Raw genomic sequence first — 20,336 nt, forward strand, 5'->3', positions numbered from 1 at the left:
ACCAAGACGTCCTCCCCAGCTTTACCTGCCGCACAGTGTCCAGGCTCTTCCTGAAAGCAGACTGACGAGCCTCCCCGCAGTGTGCGTCGTCTCAGGGCCGGTAACTCTGCAAGTACGGCATTTCGGCGATCTGCTCACCCGCCTGACGGCCACCGGCTCGTGCGGCCCGAGCTCCTGACCGCCGAGCGACATCCGGAGCCCGCAGGAGTTCAGCTAGCCGGGCGGCGCGGGCGATGCCGTCGGAATGGCCCGCTCGCGACGCCCGGGCCGCTGTGGCTTTGGTGCCGGTGGCGGCAACGGGCTGCGTTGCCTGTTCAGCCGCCCGTTCAGCCGCCCGCGAAGGGTGGCAGCACGTCGATCGTGGCGGCGGCAGGCAGCGGGGCCGCCTGGTCGTGGCAGGTCAGGCCGTCGACGAGGAAGCTGGCCGCCTTGAGCACCACGCCGAGGCGCTCGCCGTGGCGGTCGGTCAGCAGCTGCTTCAAGTCGTCAAGCGTCGCGGCTTCGACGGTCTCGCTGCGCGTTCCGCCGGCCGCGGCGCGTGCTCCGGCGAAGTAGCGGACGGTCAGCGTGGCCACGGAAGTCTCCGATCGCGAGCTTCGGGCACTCCGGCCCGGCAATTAAGAGTGATCACGACGGCCTCCGCTCGCAACCGCCGCGCCCGGAACCGATGCTGAACGACGCGGTGACCGTTTTGACCGGGCGCCGGTCCAGGCGACCGCCGTGATCAGTGGCGCTGTCGTGGTGGCCGCGGTCGGTGGCGCTGCCTTGGCGACCGTGATGAGTGGTTGCCTTCGTCCAGCGTTCGTGGCGGTCGGTGGCGCTGTTCTGGCGATCGTGTTGGTGGGTAGCGCCCGCCGAGCGGTCGTGGCGGTTGGTGGCGCTGTTCTGATGACCGTGATGGTGGGTAGTGCCCGCCGAGCGACCGCGGCGGTGGGTGGTGCCGTTGTGGCCGGTGGCGCTGTTTAGCGCTCGCTCAGCGGTCGTGGTGGTGGGTGGTGCGGTCGTGGCGATCGCGGCGGTTGGTGGCGCTGCTCTGATGACCGCGATGGTGGGTAGTGCCCATCGAGCGACCGTGGCGGTGGGTGACGGCGTCGTGGCGATCGCGGCGGTCGGTGGCGCCGTCCTGGCGATCGTGGTGATGGGTAGCGCTCGTCCAGCGGTCGTGGTGGTGGGTAGAGCTCGTCTAGCGGTCGTGGTGGTGGGTGGTGCGGTCGTGGCGCTCGCGGTGGTCGGTGGCGCTGTTCTGATGACCGCGGTGGTGAGTATTGTCCGCCGAGCGACCGTGGCGGTGGGTGGTGCCGTCGTGGTGGCCGCGACTGGTGGCGCTTTCCTGGCGATTGTGGTGGTGGGTAGCGCTCGTCCAGCGGTCGTGGCGATAGGTGGTGCTGTCGTGGTGGCTGCGGCGGTCGGTGGTGACGTCGTGGTGGCCACGGTAGGTGGCGCAGTCCTGGGGACCGCGACGATGGGTAACGCTCGCCCAATGACCTCGGCGGTCGGTGCGGAACGCACGATCACCTCAACCGCCAATGGCAGACATAGGCCGGGTGGGCTGGAGGAACGCAGGGTCGTCGATGCCGTGGCCGGCCCGTTTGCCGCTCATGGCGACCCGCCAAGCCTCGGCCACCTCGGCGTCAGGAGCACCATCACGCAGCAGTTTGCGAAGATCGCTTTCCTCGCGAGCGAACAAGCAGTCGCGCACCTGGCCGTCGGCGGTCAGGCGGGTGCGGTCGCAGTCGCCGCAGAACGGCCTGGTCACGCTGCCGATGACGCCGACCCGGGCCGGTTCGCCGGCGGCGTCGACATGGCCGGGCACGAGCCAGGTCTCCGCGGGCGCCGTTCCACGTGAAACCAAATCCGGCAGCAGCCCGTACGGGGAAAGGGACGCCAGGATCTCATCGGCCGTGACCATGGTGTGCCTGTCCCACTGGTGCTGGGCGTCGAGCGGCATCTGCTCGATGAAGCGCAGCTGATAACCATGATCGAGCGCGAACCGCAGCAGCGCGGGGGCCTCGTCATCGTTGATCCCGCGCATCAGGACCGTATTGATTTTCACGGGAGTGAGCCCGGCCGCGGCCGCGGCGGCCAGCCCGCGGAGCACGTCGTCGAGCCGGTCGCGCCGGGTCAGGGCCTGGAACCGTACGGGGTCGAGGGTGTCGAGCGAGACGTTGACCCGGTCGAGCCCGGCCTCGCGCAGGGGCCCGGCCAGCCGTTCGAGCCCGATCCCGTTAGTCGTGAGCATGAGGTCGGGCCGGGGTGACAGCGAGGCCGCGGCCCGCACGATGCCGACCAGGCCCCGCCGCAGGAGCGGTTCGCCGCCGGTGAAGCGCACGTCCCGGACGCCGAGCATCTCGACCGCGATCCGGATCAGCCGGCCCACCTCGTCGTCGGTGAGCTGCTGCTCGCGCGGCATCCACGCCAAGCCCTCTTCGGGCATGCAGTAGGTGCAGCGCAGGTTGCAGCGATCGGTCAGCGACACGCGCAGATCGGTCGCCACCCGCCCGAACCGGTCGGCGAGCGGGATCACAGTACTCACAGATCGAATCTAGCCGCTGAATCGGCCGATGACCCCTGGCGAAGAACGGGGATCACACGCCGCGCAGGGTGGACAGCGCAGCCGCATGCACGTCCGCGCGATAGCTGCCGCCGAACGCCGCCGTGTGCACGAGCAACAAATGCAGTTGGTGCAGCGGCACGCGGGCCCGCCATCCGTCGGCAAGCGGAAACACTTCCCCGTACGCGGTGAGGATCGTCGACAGGTAGGGCGCTCCGCCGAAGAGGGCCAGTTGGGCGAGGTCGGTCTCGCGGTGACCGCCCTGCGCGGCCGGGTCGACGAGCCGGGCCCGGCCGTCGGCGGCCCAGAGCACGTTCCCGGGCCAGAGGTCGCCGTGCGTGCGACTGGGTGCCTCGTCACCGCCGTACGCGGGAAGGGTGTTGATGATCTGCTCGACCAGCGTGATCTCGGTGCTGGTCAGGGCGCCGCGATCGGCCGAGGCCCGCAGATAGGGCAGCAGCCGCCGCTCGGCGAACCAGGTGCTCCACGGCCCGGTCGCCGGGGTGTTGTCGAGCGGGAGCGGGCCGATGTAACCGATCCACGGCGCCCCGAACGTGTCGGCGCCGGAGCGGTGCAGCTCGGCCAGGTCGCGCCCCAGCTGCTCCGCGGCGGCCCGGGTCGGCTCACCCGGCTCGATCCACTCGGTCGCGATCATCGTGGGCAGCGCGACGATGACCTCCGGCGCCGGGACCCCGGCGGCCCGCAGCCAGGCCAGGCCGGACGCCTCGGCCGTGAAGAAACCGGTCGGCGGTTCGCCCGAGGTCGACGGCCAAATCTTGGCGAAGATCGAGGTGCCGTCGTCGAGCGTGAGCCGGCTGGCCGAGGACACACTCCCGCCGCCCACCGGTGTTTCACGGATGCGCTGGTGGGTGAGAAATGTCGGGAGGTGCTCGGGGTGCGCGCGCAAGTACGCCTGGTCCACGGGCTTATCTTGCGCTTCGGCTTACGGATGCCCGAAATCGGAGTCAAAATGTCGGCATGAGCCCTGTCACAGTGCGTTCGTACCGTCCGAGTGACCACTCCGCGGGTCGTCGCCTGTGGGCCGAGCTGACAAATCAGCACAATCAGATGTACGGGGTGCCCGATCAGGACGGCGGCGAGGGGTTCGAGGAATACCTCACCCGGCTCGACCTGGGCGGCCTGTGGGTCGCCGACCATGCCGACGACGGGGTGATCGGCCTGGTCGGGCTCGTGATCCGCGGGCGCGGGGGCGAGGTCGAGCCGATCGTCGTGACGATCTCGCACCGGCACAAGGGCGTGGGCCGCAAGCTGCTGCGTCACGTGGCCAACGAGGCCCGCCGCCGCAGCATGACCTCCCTGACGATCTCGCCCGAGTCGCGCAACGTGGAGGCGATCCGCAGCCTGCACGCGGCGGGGTACGACGTGGTCTCGTCGATCGAGCTGACCCTCGACCTGAAGAGCTCGGAGCCGGACCGCCAGCACGACAGCCTGGAGCTGCACGAGCTTCAGTTCCGGTCGTAGGAACGCTCCGACCTGCGGGCCCGTGAATCGGGCCGGTGGACAACCCGGCGTGTCGTCCACAGGCCGGGCCGAGGCCGAGCGGCGGGGCCGCCTCGAGGGCCACTCTGCCCGGCATGAAACCCGACTGCCGGATCACCGTCCGGAACACCGCCGACCTCATCGCCATCACGCCCTATCTGCTCGGCTTCCACCCGTCCGACTGCGTCGTGGTGATCGGCACGGTCGGCTCGGCGGTGCACTTCGCCGCGCGGCATGACTTGGTGGCGCCGGACGACGTCGCCGATGCGACAGCGCCGCTGATCGCCGCTCACGAGGTGGAGGCGGTGTCGGTCCTGGGGTTCGGGCCGCCCGATCCGGTCGACCGCACGGTGCGGAGGTTCTCCGACGATCTCCGGCGCCACGGTGTCCGGGTTCTGGATCGGGTGCGCGTAACCGCCGGGCGCTGGTGGTCGTACGACTGCACCAAGCCGCACTGCTGCCCGCCCGACGGCAATCCGGTGCCCTCGCCGCATTCGCCGATCGCCGCCGCCGCCGTCTATCAGGGCCAAGTCGCGCTGCCGAATCGGAAGGACCTGGTGGCGCAGGTCGCGGGCGTCGAAGGCGAGCAGCGGGAACAGATGCGGGCGCTGACCGCGGAGATCTGTTCCCGGGGCTCCGGCCCGCCCGAGGGGATCGAGTGGACCGGCCGTCTTCTCGTTCAGCTGGCCGAGCAGCGGTACAGCTCCGGCTCGACGCTGACCCTGAAGGAAACCGCCCTGCTGGGGGTGCTGCTGGCCGACCCGGTGGTGTTCAACTTCGCCGTCGAGCGCACCCGCGAGGAGTACTGGCGGGTCGCCCTGTGGACCGAGGTGACGCGCCGGGTGGAGCCGATCTGGGTCGCCCCGGCGGCGGCCCTGCTGGCGTATTCGGCGTGGCGGGCCGAGCTCGGCCCACTGGCCCGGGTCGCGCTCGACCGGGCCCTGCTGCACAACCCGGCGCACCGCTTCTCGTGGGCGCTCGACCGTCTGATCGCCGCCGGGGTCAGCCACGAGCTGGTCGACGAGCTGTTCGAGGCCGTCCAGGCCGGGCCCGAGGATTCCCGGTGAGCAGGTCAGACGGTCACGCGTTCGGCGCCGGAGTAGACGTTCATGCTCGGGCCGCGCAGGAAGCCGACCAGCGTCATGCCGGCCTCGTCGGCGAGCTCGGCGGCCAGCGTGCTCGGCGCCGACACGGCCGCGAGCAGCGGCAGGCCGGCCATCCAGGCCTTCTGGGTGAGCTCGAAGCTGGCCCGCCCCGAGACCAGCAGCAGGTGCCCGGTCAGCGGCAGCCGGCCCTCGCGCAGCGCCCACCCGATCACCTTGTCGACCGCGTTGTGCCGGCCCACGTCCTCGCGCAGCACCAGCAGCTCGCCGCCCGCGGTGAACAGCCCGGCCGCGTGCAGCCCACCCGTACGGTCGAAGGTGCGCTGGGCCGCGCGCAGGCGGTCGGGCAGCTCGGCCAGGGTGGTGGCCGGGACGCGGAGCGGGTCGCCCGCGACGTCGAAGCGCGACCGGGTGCGGACGGCGTCGATGCTGGCCTTGCCGCACACCCCGCACGAGCTGGTCGTGTAGAAGTTGCGGCTCGGGTCGGTCACCGGCGGCGGCACGTCGGCGCCGAGCACCACGTCGACCACGTTGTACGTGTTCGGGGTGTCCGTGCCCGCGCAGAGCTGGGCGGTGACCACGTCGTCGGCGTGGCCGATCACGCCCTCGGTCAGCAGGAAGCCCATGGCCAGGTCGATGTCGTGCCCGGGGGTGCGCATGGTGACCGCGAGCGGGGCCTTGCGCACCCGGATCTCCAGCGGCTCCTCGGCGGCGAGGTCGTCGGGCCGGCGCCGCGGGTCACCGGCCGCGTCGAGGTTGATCTTTACAACTGGCCGCCGGGTCATCGTCCTCGCCATGCATCGAGAGTAGGCCCGTGGGACCGCCGGGACGGGAGTGATCCACGTCTGGTTACTGAGCGCGCGCTCACGCTCGACACGCGGTCGGGATACGGTACGTACGTGGGGGGATTTGCGGCGGTGGTGCTGGCCGGCGGAGCTGCGCGGCGAATGGGTGGCGCGGACAAGCCGACCCTGCCCGTGGCCGGTCAGTCGATGCTGACTCGCGTGCTGGCCGCGGTGCACGACGCCGACCCCCGCATCGTCGTCGGCAAGGTCCCGCCCGATCTGCCCGTGCCGGTGCATTCCACCAGGGAGGATCCGCCCGGCAGCGGCCCGGTGGCGGCCACCGCGGCGGGTCTCGCGCTGGTGCCCGACACGGTGACCTACACGGCGCTGCTCGCGGCCGACCTGCCGCTGCTCACCGGTGAGGCGATCGATGTGCTGCGGCTGACCGCCGAGTCGGTGCCGATGCAGGGCGCGGTCTATCGCGACGCCGAGGGCCGGCGGCAGATGCTCTGCGGCGTCTGGCGCACGGCGGCGCTGCGCGAGGCGGTCAATCAGCTGGCCGAGGAGCGCGGCAGCCTCGACGGCGCCTCGGTTCGTGACCTGATGAACCATTTGCGAGTGGCCGAGGTCTCGTGGCGCCGCCCGGGCCCGCCGCCGTGGTTCGACTGCGACACCGACGACGACTTGCGCACCGCCGAAGAATGGGCACGTTGATCCACTTGTAGTGGCCGGAAACACGATGATCAACTCGGTCGGCAGCAGGAAAGATGGCGGGAAATTCGCAGCATGAGCCGACGGGATATGACGACGATGAACGAGCTCGACGCCTGGCTGATCGCCGCCGCAGGGGAGGCGGGCATCGATCCCGCCGACGTCCCCGTCCAAACAGTGCTGGATCTCGCCCGCGACGTGGCCCATGGCGTGGTGCGCCCGGGGGCGCCGGTTACCGCATACCTGCTGGGCTTGGCCGCGGGCCGGGGCGCCGACCCGTCCGCGCTCGCCGACAAGCTGAGCGACCTCGCCCTCGACTGGCCCAGCGAGGCGAACGTGGGGGAGGAATCGCCCATCTCCTGAGAGAGGGGGAGAGCGGGCGGACACGGCTCGATAGGGTGGCGGGAGCGGAGGTGACGATCATGACGGCAGAGAGCGCCGAGGGCGGCGAGACCAACGAGGGTGTGCTCCTCGACGAGCCGACCACGGCCGATCTTCGGGCCAAGGTCGGCGAGGCATGGCGTGAGTTCGCGCGAGCCCTGGCAGACCTGCTGCCGACGCTCGCGCCGGGAGCCCACATCGACCTGACCCTCGATCCGACCGCCTCCGGCACCGGCATGGCCGTCTATTCGGTCAGCATCCGTGTGCTGGAGGGCGGCGTGGTCGAGGCGCTGGCGATCGGCAACGCGGGCTTGCCCGAGGGCTATCGGATGGATCGCGCCTCGATCGCCGACCTGGTCGCGCTCGGCTGGTCGCCCCCCGGGGTGCTGGCCGGCTCGGGCGACTCGTTCGGCCTCAGCTCCACTCAGGACAGCTCGAAGCGGCTCGCCACCGTGGTCGCGCGCACCATGCGCGACGTCTACGGCGCGCCGCACCCGGCGTTCCTGGTCTACCTCGTGCACGACGAGAACGACGAGCCGATCGAGGCGGCGCCGCTGGCCACCGCCCGGCACGAGCCGAGCATCGACGGCGACCTCAACCTCGACGACCTCGACGACGACGGTGCGCTGTCGGCGGCCCTGGCCGACGCGGCCGACGAGGTCGTCCCGCTCGAGGAGCGGGTCCGCACGGTGGTCGCGACCATGTCCAAGACCGCCACCGACCAGCTGCAGGTGGATGCGGACGGCGACATCGGCATTCGGGCCGGGTCGGCGATGGTCTTCGTCCGGGTGCGGGAAAATCCGCCGCTGGTCGACGTCTTCTCGCCGATCCTGACCGAGGTCGAGCCGACCGAGCAGCTCTACGTGAAGCTGTCCGAGCTGACCAACCGGATGCCGATCGGCCGGCTCTATTGCGCGCAAGACACGGTGTGGGCGTCCATCCCGGTCTTCGGGCGCAACTTCCAGGCCACCCACCTGATGCTGGCCGTGCAGGTCATGACCGGCCTGGCCGACGAGCTCGACGACCGGTTGCACGGCGAGTTCGGCGGCAAGCGGTTCTTCGGCGAGGGCGACAAGCCGTCCCCGGCCAAGGCCCCGGCCGACGAGCACCGCACGGGCATGTATCTGTAGCGCCCAAAGCCACCCGGTCCGTCGGGGCGGACGGAACCGGGCGGCTCGGCAGGGCTGTCGTGCCGGCCACGCGGGGCTGAGGCGGACCGATGCGGGCAAGCCCTGTTACGGCGTCACGGACTACCTCATATCCACCCAGGCGACGCGGTCCAGGGTGGACGCATTGGTGGCGAGCAGACCCTCGCCGGTGATCGACCAGAGCACGTCGCCGACGACCACGGCGCGGCGCACGGGCCCGGCCGAGGCGGCGGCCGGGGCGAGCCTGGTGTCGCCGCCCAGCCGGTCGCCGGTCACCCGCAGCGTGAGCGCCGCGTCGTCCACCGGCAGCACCAGCAGGTTCGTCGCCGGCCACCAGAGGATCGCGTGCGGGTCGGCCTCGGCCTCGGACTGCCCGCCCGCCACCACATGCTGGTCGAGCCGCTTGGGGGCGGCCGGGTCGGTCACGTCGAACAGCGACACCTGCAGGCCCAGGGGCCGGCCCTGGTCGTCCGCCTCCTGCCCGATGCCGATCAGCCGGTTCTCGCCGACCGGCTGCAGGTGCGACGAGAAGCCGTTGATCTTCAGCTCGCCGGTGACCCGGGGCTTCGCGGGGTCGGACAGGTCGAGGCTGTAGAGCGGGTCGGTCTGCCGGAAGGTCACCACGTAGCCGCGGGGGCCGATGAACCGTACGGAGTAGATGCGCTCGCCCTTGCCCAGGCCCTCGGCCGCGCCCACCTCGACCAGCTTGCCGTCCCGCTCGGCCAGCACCCGCACCGCCGAGGCGTCGTCCTTCCAACTGGTCGTGGCCACCCGCAGGTGCCCCTCCCAGGCGGACATCGAGTATTGATTGAGCAGATGGCCGGGGACCTTGCCCGAGGCCACGTACGCGGGCTTGCCGACCGGCGGCAGGCTGAAGCGGTAGATGTCGGTGCCGTCGGGCGGGGCGACCCGCGACGTGCCGGAGGCGGCCGTGTTGAACCGCCAGGTCTCGTTGTTCGCGACATAGAGGCTGTCGCTCGTGCCGTAGACGGCGTCCCCGTCGGCGACCATCGCGACCGGATCGCCGGCGTCGAGCTCGGCCGCGCTCAGGTCGAACGAGAGCACCCGCAGCATCGTCATGCCCGAGAACGACTCCGGCCGGCTCACCGCCGCGCAGTCGAGCTGCCCCTTGGTGGTCGTGCCGCCGGTGGTGATCTCCCAGTCGGGCAGCCAGGCGTCGACCGGGGTGGCCGCGATGGCGTTCCGGTCGTCCTGCATCACATTTTCGGGCACGGTGTCGCCGCGGAACGGGAGCCGGAACTCCGGCCCGCTGCTGAGCACGACCCGGGCCGTGCTGCCCTGCTGGCGGGCGTCGATGATGCGGCCGTCGCCCCGATAGCGGCTGATCAGGCGGGGCTGGGCGGCGGCGAGGTCGATCAGCAGCACCTCGGAGCGGCCGCTCGTCGGACGCATCATCCGCGAGTCCTCGCGCAGCATCGGGCCGCCGCCGCCGTCCGCCAGCACCAGCGCGCGGTCGCCGGCGAGAAGCAAAGTCGGTTCCCCGTACGCCTGGACGCCGAGCTCGAGCCGCCCGACCTGCGTACGGGAGGCCGTGTCGACCACGCGCAGCACGCCGCCGGAAATGGTGACGATGCGCTTGCCGTCGGTCTTGACGATGTCGGGCTCGTCGACGCCGGCCTCGTGCACGTTGGTGCCCGAATGCGCGGGACCGGCCACCGAGTCGGCGGCGCGGGCGTTGTCGGGCACCGCGAGACGGGCGCTGCCCCGCTCGGCCGTGCTGCTCAGCTCGGCGGCGGCGCGCAACTCCTTCTCGAGCTGGGCGCACGAGTCGAAGGCGACAAGTTTCAGGGGTGGGGCGGGCGCGGGCGGCGACGCGGAAGGAGCGGACGCCGTGCAGCCCGCCAGCGGCAGAACCGCGAGCGCGGACCAGAGCCAGGATCGACGCGACATGTCCGGTTGGACGCGCCGGCCCGCGGCCCGGTTCCCCTCGCTACTCCGGGGCGGGAACCGGCGTGGGGGTCTCGACCAACCGGGACAGGACGATCATGCTGCGCGTCGAGGTGACGAACGGCTCGGCCCGCAGCCGTTCCAAGGCCTGTTCGAGATGCCCGATGTCGGCCGCCCGCAGGTGCACGAGGGCGTCGGCCTGACCGGAGACCGTGTACGCCCCGACGACCTCGGGATGCCGCCGGGTGGCCACCGTGATCTGGGCCGGAGTGGTGCGCCCGGTGCAGAAGAGCTCGACGAACGCCTCGGTCGTCCACCCCACGGCGGCCGGGTCGACGACGGTCGTGAACCCCTTGATCACCCCGCGGGATCGAAGCCGGTCGACGCGGCGCTTGACAGCGGGAGCGGACAGCGAGACCTTCGCGCCGATCTCGGCGTACGAGGATCGCGCGTCGGCCATCAGCAGCGCAACGATTCGCTGGTCTACGGCGTCCAGTTGCAACGATTCGCCCCCAACGGACAAGATTTATGGCTGTTTCGTGCATCGCAGCCTACCTACGCTCTAACTCGTGAACCACACCGAGCGCCTGCCGCGAAACCGGACATATCTCATGTGTCCCCCGAAGCATTTCACGGTCGAGTACGCCATCAACCCGTGGATGGACACGACGGTGCCGGTCGACGCCGTCCTGGCGCTCAAGCAGTGGGAGATCCTCCGCGACACCCTGGGCGACCTCGGTCATCAGGTGCACGTGCTGGACGCCGTGGCCGGTCTGCCCGACATGGTCTACGCCGCCAACGGGGCGTTCTCGGTCGACGGCACGGTCTACGGCGCCCGGTTCCGCCACGCCGAGCGCAGCGCCGAGGCCGACGCGCACCGCGAGTTCTACGCGACCCAGGGCTGGAGCTTCGCCGGGCCGCAGCACATCAACGAGGGCGAGGGCGACTTCGCGTACCTTCCCGCGGCGTACGGGGGAATGGTTCTCGCCGGCTACGGCTTCCGCACCGACCCGGCCGCGCACGCCGAGGCGCAGGAGGTGCTCGGCCGCCCGGTGGTCTCGCTGCGCCTGGTCGACCCGGCCTTCTATCACCTGGACACCGCGCTGGCCGCCCTCGACGACCGCAACGTCACCTACTACCCGGGCGCGTTCTCGGCCGCCTCGCAGCGGGTGCTGGCCCAGCTCTTCCCGGACGCGGTGCACGCCGATCGCGCCGACGCCGAGGCGTTCGGGCTCAACCTGGTCAGCGACGGCCGGCACGTGATCCTCAACACCGAGGCCATGGCCATGGGCGACAAGCTGCGGGCGGCCGGCTATCTGCCCGTCCACGTCGACCTGTCCGAGCTCAAGCGCGGCGGCGGCAGCGTGAAGTGCGCGGTGGCCGAACTGCGGGGGTAAAAGACTCAAGCGGACGGCCGCGGCCCCGAACAGTCGTGACGGCAGACACGCGAACAACGGCATGGGCGCTGACGAATCATTGGTGGCCGTGCGGGAAGATGGTCCGCATGACCGACGAACAGCGCACCGCGGAGAAGCAGGAAGACGGCTCCGTCATCGTGGTCGGCCCGGACGGGCGGCCGATGGGCACGATCGACGCCGACGGGACGGTCAACCCGGAGGAGCCCGGCAACCTGATCGAACAGCCGGCCAAGGTCATGCGGATCGGCAGCATGATCAAGCAGCTGCTCGAGGAGGTCCGCGCGGCTCCGCTCGACGAGGCCAGCCGGGGCCGGCTCCGCGAGATCCACCAGCGTTCCATCACCGAGCTCGAGGACGGTCTCGCCCCCGAGCTGCGCGAGGAGCTGGAGCGGCTCTCGCTGCCCTTCGAGGGTGAGACCCCGCCCAGCGAGGCCGAGCTGCGCATCGCGCAGGCCCAGCTCGTCGGCTGGCTCGAGGGCCTCTTCCACGGCATCCAGGCCGCCCTGGTCGCCCAGCAGATGGCCGCCCGGCTCCAGCTCGAGCAGATGCGCGGCGGCAACGGCGGCCGGCCCGCCCTGCCGATGGGCGCGATCCCCGGCATGCCCACCCCGCGCGACGGCGGCGAGGGCGGCCGCACCGGTCAATATCTCTAGATGTCGTAGAGGTCCGCGAGGTAACGCGCGACCCCGTCCTCGTCGTTGGTCGGCCCGATCTCGTCGGCCACCTTCTTGAGGGCGGGGTGAGCGTTGCCCATCGCGACCGAGTGGCCCGCCCAGGCCAGCAGCGGGATGTCGTTGGGCATGTCGCCGAACGCCACCACCTCGGATTTGTCGACGCCGTAACGCTCGCAGTGCCAGGCCAGACCGGCCGCCTTGGTGACGCCGGCCGCGCTGATCTCGACCAGGGCGCTCGACGACGAGTGCGTGGTCGTGGCGATATCGCCCAGCGTGCGGCTGACCAGCTCGTAGAACTCGTCCGCCTGGTGGTTGGCCGAGCGAGCGAGCAGCTTCACAGCCGGCACCGAGGTCAGCTCCTCCGGGGTGGCCAGCACCCGTACGGCCTGGGTGTCGGACTCCCAGCGCACCGGCCAGGCCTCCTCGTACCAGAAGGAGCGGCCGTCCTCGACCTCCACGGCCAGCGCGACGTCGGGCACGGCCTCGCGCAGCCGCTTGCTGACGTCGAGCAGCAGCTCGACCGAGATCGGGTCGGCCCGCAGCACCTCGTCGCGCTCGGCGTCGTAGATCACGGCGCCGTTCGCGCAGATCGCGGGGACCGGCGCCGCCATCTGCGCGAAGAGCTGGTGCAGCCACCGCACGGGCCGGCCCGTGACGACCACGAACGGCACCGGAAGAGCGTCGAGCACCTCGATGGTGCGCTTGCTCAGCGTGCCGTCCGTACGGATCAGGGTGCCGTCGATGTCGCTGGCGACGAGCTTGTAAGGGGTGGCCATCACCTCGACAGTAGCCGGTCGAGATAGACCGCCACGCCGTCCTCGTCGTTGGTCAGCGTCACGTCGTCGGCGACCGCCCGCAGCTCGGCGTGCGCGTTGCCGACGGCCACCCGGCCCCACCCCGCCCACGCGAACATCGGCAGGTCATTGGGCATGTCACCGAAGACCAACACGTCGGCCGGGTCGACCCCGACCGCCTCGGCGACCACCGCCAGCCCGGTGCCTTTGTCCACGTTCGCCGGGCAGATCTCGACGTAGTTGAGCCCGGCCTGGGTGACGGATGCCACCTCGGGCGGGACGATCCGGCGGGCCACGGCGAGCAGGTCGTCGACGTCGTACGCGAAGGAGCGCGCGAACGCCTTGATCACGTCGGACGTGCAGCACTCGGCGCGGCTGCGGCGCTCCACGGTCACCGGGTAGCGCCAGGTGGGGTCGTAGTCGCCCCAGAGCGGCGAGTCGTCGTGCTCCAGCGCCTCGACCATCACCGACAGCTCGCCGACCTCGGCCTCGAGCTCGGTCAGCACCCGCTCGAGCGTCGCGCCGGGCAGCCGCGACTGCAGCAGATACGTCGACTCGGCCTGGTCGAGCACCCAGCCGCCCTGGGCCATGACCAGGAAGTCCGCGTCCCGGATGTCGTTGCGGGTGAGGGTGGTCAGCCGCGGGCCGCGGCCGGTGGCGCCGACGACCCGGATGCCGGCGGCCCGGACCCGGTCGAGCACCTCGTGGGTATACGCGGACACGGTGTCGTCGTTGCGCACCAGAGTGCCGTCAAGATCGGTCGCGATGAGCTTGGGGAGACCAGGCTTGACCATGGAAACCTCCGAGGGTTTTGCGAACCCCCGCGGAGGGCGGAAGGAGAACGGTACACCCGTGCGACTACCAGCGGCTATGACTTCTGGTAGCCGACGGGTGTATTGACAGTTAGCGTGCGGGCTCCAAGATGTCGCGTCCGCCAACGTACGGTTGCAGCGCTTTCGGAACCCGTACAGAACCGTCGGGCTGCTGGTGATTTTCGAGGATCGGAATCAGCCAGCGGGTGGTCGCGAGCGTGCCGTTGAGCGTGGCCGCGGTCTGCGGCTTGCCGTCGGCGTCGCGATAGCGGATGTTGAGCCGCCGCGCCTGGAACGTCGTGCAGTTCGACGTCGAGGTGACCTCGCGATAGCGGCCCTGCGACGGCACCCACGCCTCGCAGTCGTATTTGCGCGAGGCGCTGGAACCGAGGTCGCCGCCGGCCACGTCGATCACCCGATAGGGGATCTCGACCTTGGCCAGCATCTCCTCCTCCATCGCGAGCAGGCGCAGGTGCTCGGCGGCCGCGTCCTCCGGCTTGCAGAACGAGAACATCTCGACCTTGTCGAACTGGTGCACCCGCAGGATGCCGCGCACGTCCTTGCCGTACGACCCGGCCTCGCGCCGATAGCAGGACGACCAGCCGGCGAACCGCTCCGGCCCCGCGGCCAGATCGATGATCTCGTTGGAGTGGTAGGCCGCCAGCGCCACCTCCGACGTGCCGACCAGATAGAGGTCGTCCGCCTCGAGCCGGTAGACCTCGCTCGCGTGGGCGCCGAGGAAGCCGGTGCCCTCCATCGACTCCGGCTTGACCAGCGACGGCGTGATCGACGGGATGAACCCGTGCTCGACCGCCTGGGCGATCGCCATCTGCAGCAGGCCCAGCTGGAGCAGCGCGCCGACACCGGTGAGGAAGTAGAACCGCGAGCCCGAGACCTTCGCGCCGCGCTCGGTGTCGATCGCCCGCAGCGCCTCGCCGATCTCGAGGTGATCCTTCGGGTCGTCGAGCTGTGGCTTGTCGCCGACCTCGCGCAGCACGACGAAGTCGTCCTCGCCGCCGGGCGGCACGCCGTCCTGCACGACGTTCGACACCGCGAGGTGGGCCGCGCGCAGCGCCTCGTCGGCCGTCGTGGTCTCGGCCTCGGCCGCCTTGACCTCGGCCGCCAGCTCCTTGGTGCGGGCGAGCAGGGCGACCCGCTCGTCGCCGGACGCCTTGGGCACCTGCTTGCTCAGCGACCGCTGCTCGGCCCGGAGCGCCTCGAACCGCTGGGTGGCCGATCGGCGCGACTCGTCGGCGCGCAACAGGTCGTCCACCGCCTCGGTGGACTCGCCACGCAGCCGCTGGCTGGCGCGGATCCGGTCGGGGTCTTCGCGAAGCAGACGCAGGTCAATCACGAGAGTCGAGCCTACCGGCGGCCCCGTCCGGTCAGCACCCGGATATCCCCCGACGGTCAGTTCGGGCGATCCCGATCGTCCTGGAACGACGTGAACGGCTGCGACGGGGCCACGGTGAGGTCGAGCGCCTCGACGTCGGGCTGCTCGTCGCGGCCGGGAGCGGGGCGGCGCCAGGACCAGACCGCCTCGGCCGGCTCGAACTCGGTCGCGGCGGCCTCGGGCGCGTCCTCGGAGGTGGGAGCGCCGGCCAGATGCCGCCCGGCGAGGTAGAGCGCGGCCAGCGCGAACAGCACCGCGGCGAAGGCGCACCACACCCCCCGCCCGTACGAGAGGGTGGTCTCGGCGCCGTCGAAGGCGATGCGATAGATCGGGTCGATCAGGTAGCTCTCGGAGGTCAGCCGGGCCGCGATCGCGAGCAGCACCCCGAACAGGGTGCCGGCGACGCTCAGGCCGGCCAGCCGGAACGCGCGGCGCGCCGCGGGCGGGCCGAACAGGGTCAGCACCACCGCCGGCACGAGCAGGAACAGGCCGAGCACATAGCCGATGCCGAGGGTGCCGAGGTCGTCGAGGCCGCTGGGCACCGTGCGGATGCCCGACGCGTTGCCGATCGAGTCGGCGTCGACCACGGTGACCTGCCACTCGGACAGCGCCGAGACGAGCGCGGCCAGCGCGGCCAGGCCGGCGGCCAGCGGCACCGTGCGGCGGTCGGCGAGCACGTCGCGGCTCAGACCCGAGAAGTCCCAGCGCCGGCGTCGTTCCTGCGGCTCGGGGCCGAACTCGACCACGGTCTCGGGCGAGGTCACGTCGATCTCGACGGGCTGCTGAGGCGAGGCCGGCTGTTGCTGCGAGGGCATGGCCCCCATGGTGCCCTGTGCCAGGTCGAGCGGCCAGCAGTCGCCGGATGGACTAGCGTTCAGGTATGCCTATTCGTTCTGCTTCGGCCCGCTGGCAGGGGAACCTCACCGAGGGTTCCGGCACGATCAAGACCGGCAAGGGTGGCATCCAGGGGAACTACTCGTTCAAGTCTCGTTTCGAGGAGGGCGAGGGGACCAACCCGGAGGAGCTGATCGGCGCCGCGCACGCCGGCTGCTTCTCGATGGCCTTCTCGAAGGCGCTCGCCGACGCCGGCTTCACGCCGACCTCGGTCGAGACCGTCGCCAAGGTTCACATGGACAAGACCGACGCCGGATTCAGCGTCACCAAGATCGACCTCGAGACCGTCGGCGACGTGCCCGGTGTCGACGACGGCACGTTCCAGAAGATCGCCGAGGACGCCAAGGCGAACTGCCCGATCTCCCGCCTGCTCTCGCCGGGCGCCGAGATCACCCTGAGCGCCAAGCTCTCCTGATCCACCGCGTCCCACGTGCACCGGCCGCTCTCAGGTGGCCGGTGCACAATTGCTCGTGTGCCGGTCGAGATGAGTCGGGAACGCTTCGAGGACCTGGTCGGTGAGGCGCTCGACGAGGTGCCCGCCGAGCTCCTGAAGGTCATGGACAACGTGGTCATCGTCGTCGAGGACGACCCGCCGGACGGCGAGGACCTGCTCGGGCTGTACGAGGGCACGGCGCTCACCGACCGCGGCTGGGACTACGCAGGAGTGCTGCCCGATCGCATCACGATCTATCGCAACCCCACGCTGCGCGTCTGCGACACCGAGACCGACGTGATCGACGAGGTCGCCATCACGGTCGTGCACGAGATCGCCCACCACTTCGGCATCGACGACCACCGCCTGCACGAGCTGGGCTGGGGCTGATAACTACCTGAATGGGGGAGAGCGCGTTTGTGCAGCTCTCCTACCCTGACCACATGCGTAGCGAGCTTTTCTCCGCCGAGAACCTCGAGAAGGAATCGGCCCAGCCCGGACTCCGGCTCCAGAACTCCAAGCTGCTCAAGGCCGAGCTGAACGGCGACTTCATGGCGCGCGTCGGCTCGATGGTCGCCTACCAGGGTCAGGTGCAGTTCGAGGCCCTCGGCTCGGGCGGTATCGGCAAGTTCCTCAAGCAGAAGCTCACCGGCGAGGGTGTGCCGCTGATGCGCGTACGGGGGAACGGTGACGTCTTTCTCGCCGACAACGCGGCCGACATCCACCTGATCGACCTCGAGCCGGGTGATGCCCTCTCGATCAACGGCGCCAACGTGCTCGCCTTCGACTCCTCGCTCAACTACGACATCAAGATGGTGCAGGGCGCCGGCATGATGTCGAACGCCGGCCTGTTCAACTGCGTCTTCAGCGGGCACGGGCGGATCGCGGTCACCACCAAGGGCACCCCGGTCGTGCTCACGGTCGACCAGCCGACCTACGTCGACCCGCAGGCGGCGATCTGCTGGTCGGCCGGCCTGCAGACCGGCTATCACCGCGCCGAGCAGCTCGGCCTGGGCACGCTGCTGGGCCGCACCACCGGCGAGCGGTTCACGATGAGCTTCTCCGGTCAGGGCTTCGTGGTCGTCCAGCCCTCCGAGGAGCCCCCGGCCGGTCTGGCCGGCACCGGAGGCGGCGGCAACCAGCAAGAGGGCGGCATCCTGGGCAACATCTTCGGTAATTGACGGGTTAGCTGAGGTCGCCCCGGCGCAGGCGGGCGAGCCAGGCCGCGGAGTCGGCGAAGTCGGCGTTGGAGAGCCCTCGTGGGGATGCCACGGGTGCCTCGGGCGTCAGCCGGTGGCGGGGATAGCTGCCCAGGAAACGCACGTCGGCGCAGATCCGGCGCAGGCCCTGCAGTGCCTCGCCCAGGCTGGGCTCGGCCGCGTGGCCGGTGCAGTCGAGGAAGAACACGTACGTCCCCAGCTGCACGCCGGTCGGGCGGGACTCGATGCGGGACAGGTTGATGCCCCGTACGGCCAGTTCGGTGAGCACCGCGAGCAGCGCGCCCACCTGGTCGTGCCGGATCGACACGGCCAGCGACGTGACGTCGTCGCCGGTCGGGCCGCCGACCGGGCCGGGCCGGCTCAGCAGCGCGAACCGGGTCACCGCGTCGGCGTGGTCGGCGACCTTCTCGGCCAGCACGGTCAGCGCGTTGCGGGGCACCCCGATCGGCGCGCAGAGGGCCGCGTCGTGCTCGCCGGAGGCCGCGGCGATGGCCGCGGTCGCGTTGGAGAGCACATCGACGATCACCGCGTCGGGCACGTTGGCCATCAGCCAGTTGCGGCACTGGGCCGAGGCCTGCGGGTGGGCCGCGATCGACCGGATCTCGGCGAGCGGGGTCAGCGCGCGGGCGGCCAGCACGAACTCGACCGGGATGACCACCTCGCGGGTGATCACGAGCGGGCTGCCGGTGACCAGTTCGTCGAGCGTGACGGGGATGGCGCCGCCCACGGAGTTTTCCAGGGGGACGAGCGCGGCGTCGGCGTCACCCGCGCGAACGGCCTCGAGCGCCTCGGGCACGCTGCGCGCCGGAGTGCGCAAACCGTGCTCGGCGGCGGGGATGGTGCGAAGGGCGGCCTCGGTGAACGTGCCTTCCGGCCCGAGGTAGACGAAGCGCGTGGGTGGCGTTCCCGGCATAGTGGGGAGTCTAGGCCGGGCCGCCTCAGAAGCCGCAGGCCAGCACTCGAATCCCGCTAGGGGCGGTGGTCTCGACCCGGCTCACGCAGACGTCCGAGCCCGCGGCGACCAGCGTGAGCGTGGCGCCGGCGCCGGTCGCGACCACCATCAGCGGTTCGAGATCGTCGGCGTCCTCGCCGGTGACCTCGACGGTGGCGAACGACCACTGACCCGAGCAGAACGGGCCCTCGTAGATCCGCATCGGCTTGTCCGGGATGCCGGCATACCCCTTGATCAGGGCCAGGATCTGTGGGCCGGTGGGCTGCGCCGGGCATCGGGGCGCGGGTGACGGCCGGGGTGTGGGCGACACCGTCTCGGTGGGGGTGACGGGTGCTGTCGTCGGCGGGAGCGTGGTGACACCGCCGGTCGGATACGCCGGTGTCGTCGGATAAGCCGGCCCCGTCGGATAGGTGGTGGTCGGCACGGTGGGCAGGCCGAGCCCGTCCGAGGGGCCGATCGAGATCGGGCCCGCGCTGGGGGTCGCGTACGGCGGGGAGGTGGGCAGCGGCCGCGGCGGCTCGCCGCACGCGCCCAGCAGCATGGCCGCGCCCGACAGCGCGGCGAGGATCAGGGGTGTGCGGGGGGACACGCGCACATGGTAAGACCCGGAACGCCCGATGTGACCAGGGTCAGGACGCGATCCGGTGGCCGGCCGCCAGGAGCGTGTCGACCGCCTCGGTGAGCCGCACGGTCGGCACCAGCAGATAATCGGTCGAAAACGTCGAAAAGGTGACGATGTTGACGCGCGCCTGGGCCAGCGGCCCGATCAGGGACGCCAGCACTCCGGTCAGCGCGAGATCGAGCGGGCCGACCACCCGCAGGCAGCGCCAGGCGGTGTCGACCTCCGCGCCCGGGGGCACCCGGTCGGCCGGGCAGATGATCGAGAACTCGTCGGCGTCCCAGCTGAGCGAGATCACACTCTTCTCGTCCGGACCCCCGCTCAGCGAAGCAGGGATCGGCGAACCGGCCGGAAGCCGGCACACCGCGTACTCCGCGGGTAGCAGATCTAGATCGAGCATGAGGGCAGACTACGTTTCGGGATCAGGGTTGCCCAATGCCCGCGGGGTGCGTCAAACACCACAAACCCGAAACGTGCTCGTAATGCTCGGCTCTCAGCAGCGCACGTCGGCTCTCAGTAGCGCACGGCGGAGAAGAACGTCATCGAGCCGGCCACGCGCTCGTTGTCGAACAGCGGGGTGGCGATCGCGTCGACCGTCAGCGGCGTCTCGCCCGGGCCCGGCAGCACCCGCAGCAGCCCGCGCGCGAGGCGCTCGGTGCGCAGGGCCAGCAGCGGCGGGATCTTGTCGGCGTCCGAGTCCTCGAGCTCGCCGGCCGTCGCCGTGAAGTCGATCAGGTGCAGCACCGAGCCGAGCGGCTTGCCGATCACCTCGGGCGGCTTGCCCACGCCGAGCAGCTCGCCACCGGAAACCGAGACCGCGACGATCGCCGTGGACGTGTCGATGATCAGGCACGGCTCGGGAGCGACGGCCACGGTCGCCGTCCACCTCTCCAGGCTCGGGACGAACTCGGCCTCGGACGGCGTGCGCGCCTGGGGCACGAACGCTCCCGAGAGTGAGAGTTCGACGTGCGCCACCCGGTCCTCCTCGCTCTTGCCGCTCGACGGCGGCGCCGCGGCCGCGCCCGGTGACCCGAGCACCC

At 71.0% G+C, this 20,336-nt stretch carries 24 protein-coding genes; 10 read left to right on the forward strand and 14 right to left on the reverse strand.

The features are described from left to right. Positions 1–326 precede the first annotated feature (326 nt). The 3 genes from JKJ07_RS44900 to JKJ07_RS44910 all read right to left on the reverse strand — a co-directional run bounded on the left by JKJ07_RS44900 (position 327) and on the right by JKJ07_RS44910 (position 3,473). Entirely contained in the window at positions 327–575 is a 249-nt protein-coding gene (locus JKJ07_RS44900; protein WP_202998209.1) for a MoaD/ThiS family protein, read from the reverse strand. Between the two features lie 941 nt (positions 576–1,516). After that, positions 1,517–2,524, reverse strand: coding sequence for a GTP 3',8-cyclase MoaA (gene moaA / locus JKJ07_RS44905; protein WP_438871506.1), 1,008 nt, complete (start codon positions 2,522–2,524; stop codon positions 1,517–1,519). Between the two features lie 61 nt (positions 2,525–2,585). Next, positions 2,586–3,473, reverse strand: coding sequence for a fructosamine kinase family protein (locus tag JKJ07_RS44910; RefSeq protein WP_202998211.1), 888 nt, complete (start codon positions 3,471–3,473; stop codon positions 2,586–2,588). A gap of 56 nt (positions 3,474–3,529) precedes the next feature. Here JKJ07_RS44910 and JKJ07_RS44915 point away from each other — a divergent pair, with 56 nt between their 5' ends. Together JKJ07_RS44915 and JKJ07_RS44920 are read left to right on the forward strand one after the other, a co-directional pair. Beyond that, positions 3,530–4,033 (forward strand): GNAT family N-acetyltransferase, encoded by a 504-nt coding sequence (locus JKJ07_RS44915; protein ID WP_202998212.1) that lies wholly within the window; start codon positions 3,530–3,532, stop codon positions 4,031–4,033. Positions 4,034–4,146: 113 nt separating this feature from the next. Further along, on the forward strand, positions 4,147–5,118 hold the full coding sequence (locus tag JKJ07_RS44920; RefSeq protein WP_202998213.1) for a DUF4192 domain-containing protein: 972 nt from the start codon (positions 4,147–4,149) through the stop codon (positions 5,116–5,118). A 5-nt stretch (positions 5,119–5,123) separates the two neighbouring features. Here JKJ07_RS44920 and fdhD read toward each other — a convergent pair whose 3' ends face one another. Beyond that, positions 5,124–5,951, reverse strand: coding sequence for a formate dehydrogenase accessory sulfurtransferase FdhD (fdhD, locus tag JKJ07_RS44925; RefSeq protein ID WP_202998214.1), 828 nt, complete (start codon positions 5,949–5,951; stop codon positions 5,124–5,126). Positions 5,952–6,053: 102 nt separating this feature from the next. Here fdhD and mobA point away from each other — a divergent pair, with 102 nt between their 5' ends. The 3 genes from mobA to JKJ07_RS44940 all read left to right on the forward strand — a co-directional run bounded on the left by mobA (position 6,054) and on the right by JKJ07_RS44940 (position 8,161). Then, entirely contained in the window at positions 6,054–6,653 is a 600-nt protein-coding gene (gene mobA / locus JKJ07_RS44930; RefSeq protein WP_307834773.1) for a molybdenum cofactor guanylyltransferase, read from the forward strand. 72 nt (positions 6,654–6,725) lie between these two features. After that, positions 6,726–7,013: a DUF6457 domain-containing protein gene (locus JKJ07_RS44935; RefSeq protein ID WP_438871505.1), complete on the forward strand. Its 288-nt coding sequence runs from the start codon at positions 6,726–6,728 to the stop codon at positions 7,011–7,013. A 59-nt stretch (positions 7,014–7,072) separates the two neighbouring features. Then, positions 7,073–8,161 (forward strand): T3SS (YopN, CesT) and YbjN peptide-binding chaperone 1, encoded by a 1,089-nt coding sequence (locus JKJ07_RS44940; protein ID WP_202998215.1) that lies wholly within the window; start codon positions 7,073–7,075, stop codon positions 8,159–8,161. A gap of 120 nt (positions 8,162–8,281) precedes the next feature. On the opposite strand, the gene JKJ07_RS44945 is transcribed toward JKJ07_RS44940, so the two are convergent. Together JKJ07_RS44945 and JKJ07_RS44950 are read right to left on the reverse strand one after the other, a co-directional pair. Next, complete coding sequence (locus tag JKJ07_RS44945; protein ID WP_202998216.1) at positions 8,282–10,090, reverse strand: beta-propeller domain-containing protein; 1,809 nt, start codon at positions 10,088–10,090, stop codon at positions 8,282–8,284. A gap of 40 nt (positions 10,091–10,130) precedes the next feature. After that, positions 10,131–10,589, reverse strand: coding sequence for an Lrp/AsnC family transcriptional regulator (locus JKJ07_RS44950; RefSeq protein ID WP_202998217.1), 459 nt, complete (start codon positions 10,587–10,589; stop codon positions 10,131–10,133). A 67-nt stretch (positions 10,590–10,656) separates the two neighbouring features. Here JKJ07_RS44950 and ddaH point away from each other — a divergent pair, with 67 nt between their 5' ends. Together ddaH and JKJ07_RS44960 are read left to right on the forward strand one after the other, a co-directional pair. Continuing rightward, entirely contained in the window at positions 10,657–11,484 is an 828-nt protein-coding gene (gene ddaH, locus JKJ07_RS44955; protein ID WP_369077015.1) for a dimethylargininase, read from the forward strand. A gap of 107 nt (positions 11,485–11,591) precedes the next feature. Beyond that, the gene (locus tag JKJ07_RS44960; RefSeq protein ID WP_202998218.1) at positions 11,592–12,158 is read left to right on the forward strand and encodes a bacterial proteasome activator family protein; all 567 of its coding nucleotides are present in this window, start codon (positions 11,592–11,594) and stop codon (positions 12,156–12,158) included. Here JKJ07_RS44960 and JKJ07_RS44965 read toward each other — a convergent pair. The 4 genes from JKJ07_RS44965 to JKJ07_RS44980 all read right to left on the reverse strand — a co-directional run bounded on the left by JKJ07_RS44965 (position 12,155) and on the right by JKJ07_RS44980 (position 15,993). Then, complete coding sequence (locus JKJ07_RS44965) at positions 12,155–12,955, reverse strand: HAD family hydrolase (RefSeq protein ID WP_202998219.1); 801 nt, start codon at positions 12,953–12,955, stop codon at positions 12,155–12,157. The two genes, JKJ07_RS44960 and JKJ07_RS44965, sit on opposite strands and share 4 nt — an antisense overlap. Then, positions 12,955–13,767, reverse strand: coding sequence for an HAD family hydrolase (locus JKJ07_RS44970; RefSeq protein ID WP_202998220.1), 813 nt, complete (start codon positions 13,765–13,767; stop codon positions 12,955–12,957). Before JKJ07_RS44970 ends, JKJ07_RS44965 begins: the two co-directional genes overlap by 1 nt. A 109-nt stretch (positions 13,768–13,876) precedes the next feature. Continuing rightward, positions 13,877–15,139 carry a serine--tRNA ligase gene (gene serS / locus JKJ07_RS44975; RefSeq protein ID WP_202998221.1) on the reverse strand — a complete coding sequence of 421 codons (1,263 nt, stop codon included), beginning with the start codon at positions 15,137–15,139 and terminating at the stop codon, positions 13,877–13,879. Positions 15,140–15,195: 56 nt separating this feature from the next. Continuing rightward, entirely contained in the window at positions 15,196–15,993 is a 798-nt protein-coding gene (locus tag JKJ07_RS44980; RefSeq protein WP_202998222.1) for a hypothetical protein, read from the reverse strand. A gap of 65 nt (positions 15,994–16,058) precedes the next feature. Here JKJ07_RS44980 and JKJ07_RS44985 point away from each other — a divergent pair, with 65 nt between their 5' ends. From JKJ07_RS44985 to JKJ07_RS44995, 3 genes are all read left to right on the forward strand, one after another. Next, positions 16,059–16,487, forward strand: coding sequence for an OsmC family protein (locus JKJ07_RS44985; protein WP_202998223.1), 429 nt, complete (start codon positions 16,059–16,061; stop codon positions 16,485–16,487). A 69-nt stretch (positions 16,488–16,556) separates the two neighbouring features. After that, positions 16,557–16,895, forward strand: coding sequence for a metallopeptidase family protein (locus JKJ07_RS44990; RefSeq protein WP_184957077.1), 339 nt, complete (start codon positions 16,557–16,559; stop codon positions 16,893–16,895). A gap of 53 nt (positions 16,896–16,948) precedes the next feature. Continuing rightward, positions 16,949–17,686: an AIM24 family protein gene (locus tag JKJ07_RS44995; protein ID WP_202998224.1), complete on the forward strand. Its 738-nt coding sequence runs from the start codon at positions 16,949–16,951 to the stop codon at positions 17,684–17,686. A gap of 4 nt (positions 17,687–17,690) precedes the next feature. Here the strand turns inward: JKJ07_RS44995 and pheA are convergent, their stop codons facing one another. The 4 genes from pheA to JKJ07_RS45015 form a co-directional block, all read right to left on the reverse strand. Continuing rightward, the gene (gene pheA, locus JKJ07_RS45000) at positions 17,691–18,638 is read right to left on the reverse strand and encodes a prephenate dehydratase (RefSeq protein ID WP_202998225.1); all 948 of its coding nucleotides are present in this window, start codon (positions 18,636–18,638) and stop codon (positions 17,691–17,693) included. Between the two features lie 25 nt (positions 18,639–18,663). Next, positions 18,664–19,266 carry a hypothetical protein gene (locus tag JKJ07_RS45005; RefSeq protein WP_202998226.1) on the reverse strand — a complete coding sequence of 201 codons (603 nt, stop codon included), beginning with the start codon at positions 19,264–19,266 and terminating at the stop codon, positions 18,664–18,666. Positions 19,267–19,306: 40 nt separating this feature from the next. Beyond that, positions 19,307–19,696 carry an ACT domain-containing protein gene (locus JKJ07_RS45010; RefSeq protein WP_202998227.1) on the reverse strand — a complete coding sequence of 130 codons (390 nt, stop codon included), beginning with the start codon at positions 19,694–19,696 and terminating at the stop codon, positions 19,307–19,309. Positions 19,697–19,809: 113 nt separating this feature from the next. Then, positions 19,810–20,271 carry a PAS domain-containing protein gene (locus tag JKJ07_RS45015; RefSeq protein ID WP_202998228.1) on the reverse strand — a complete coding sequence of 154 codons (462 nt, stop codon included), beginning with the start codon at positions 20,269–20,271 and terminating at the stop codon, positions 19,810–19,812. Between the last annotated feature and the right edge of the window lie 65 nt (positions 20,272–20,336).

The organism is Paractinoplanes lichenicola (assembly GCF_016785085.1).
Lineage (GTDB): Bacteria > Actinomycetota > Actinomycetes > Mycobacteriales > Micromonosporaceae > Actinoplanes > Actinoplanes lichenicola.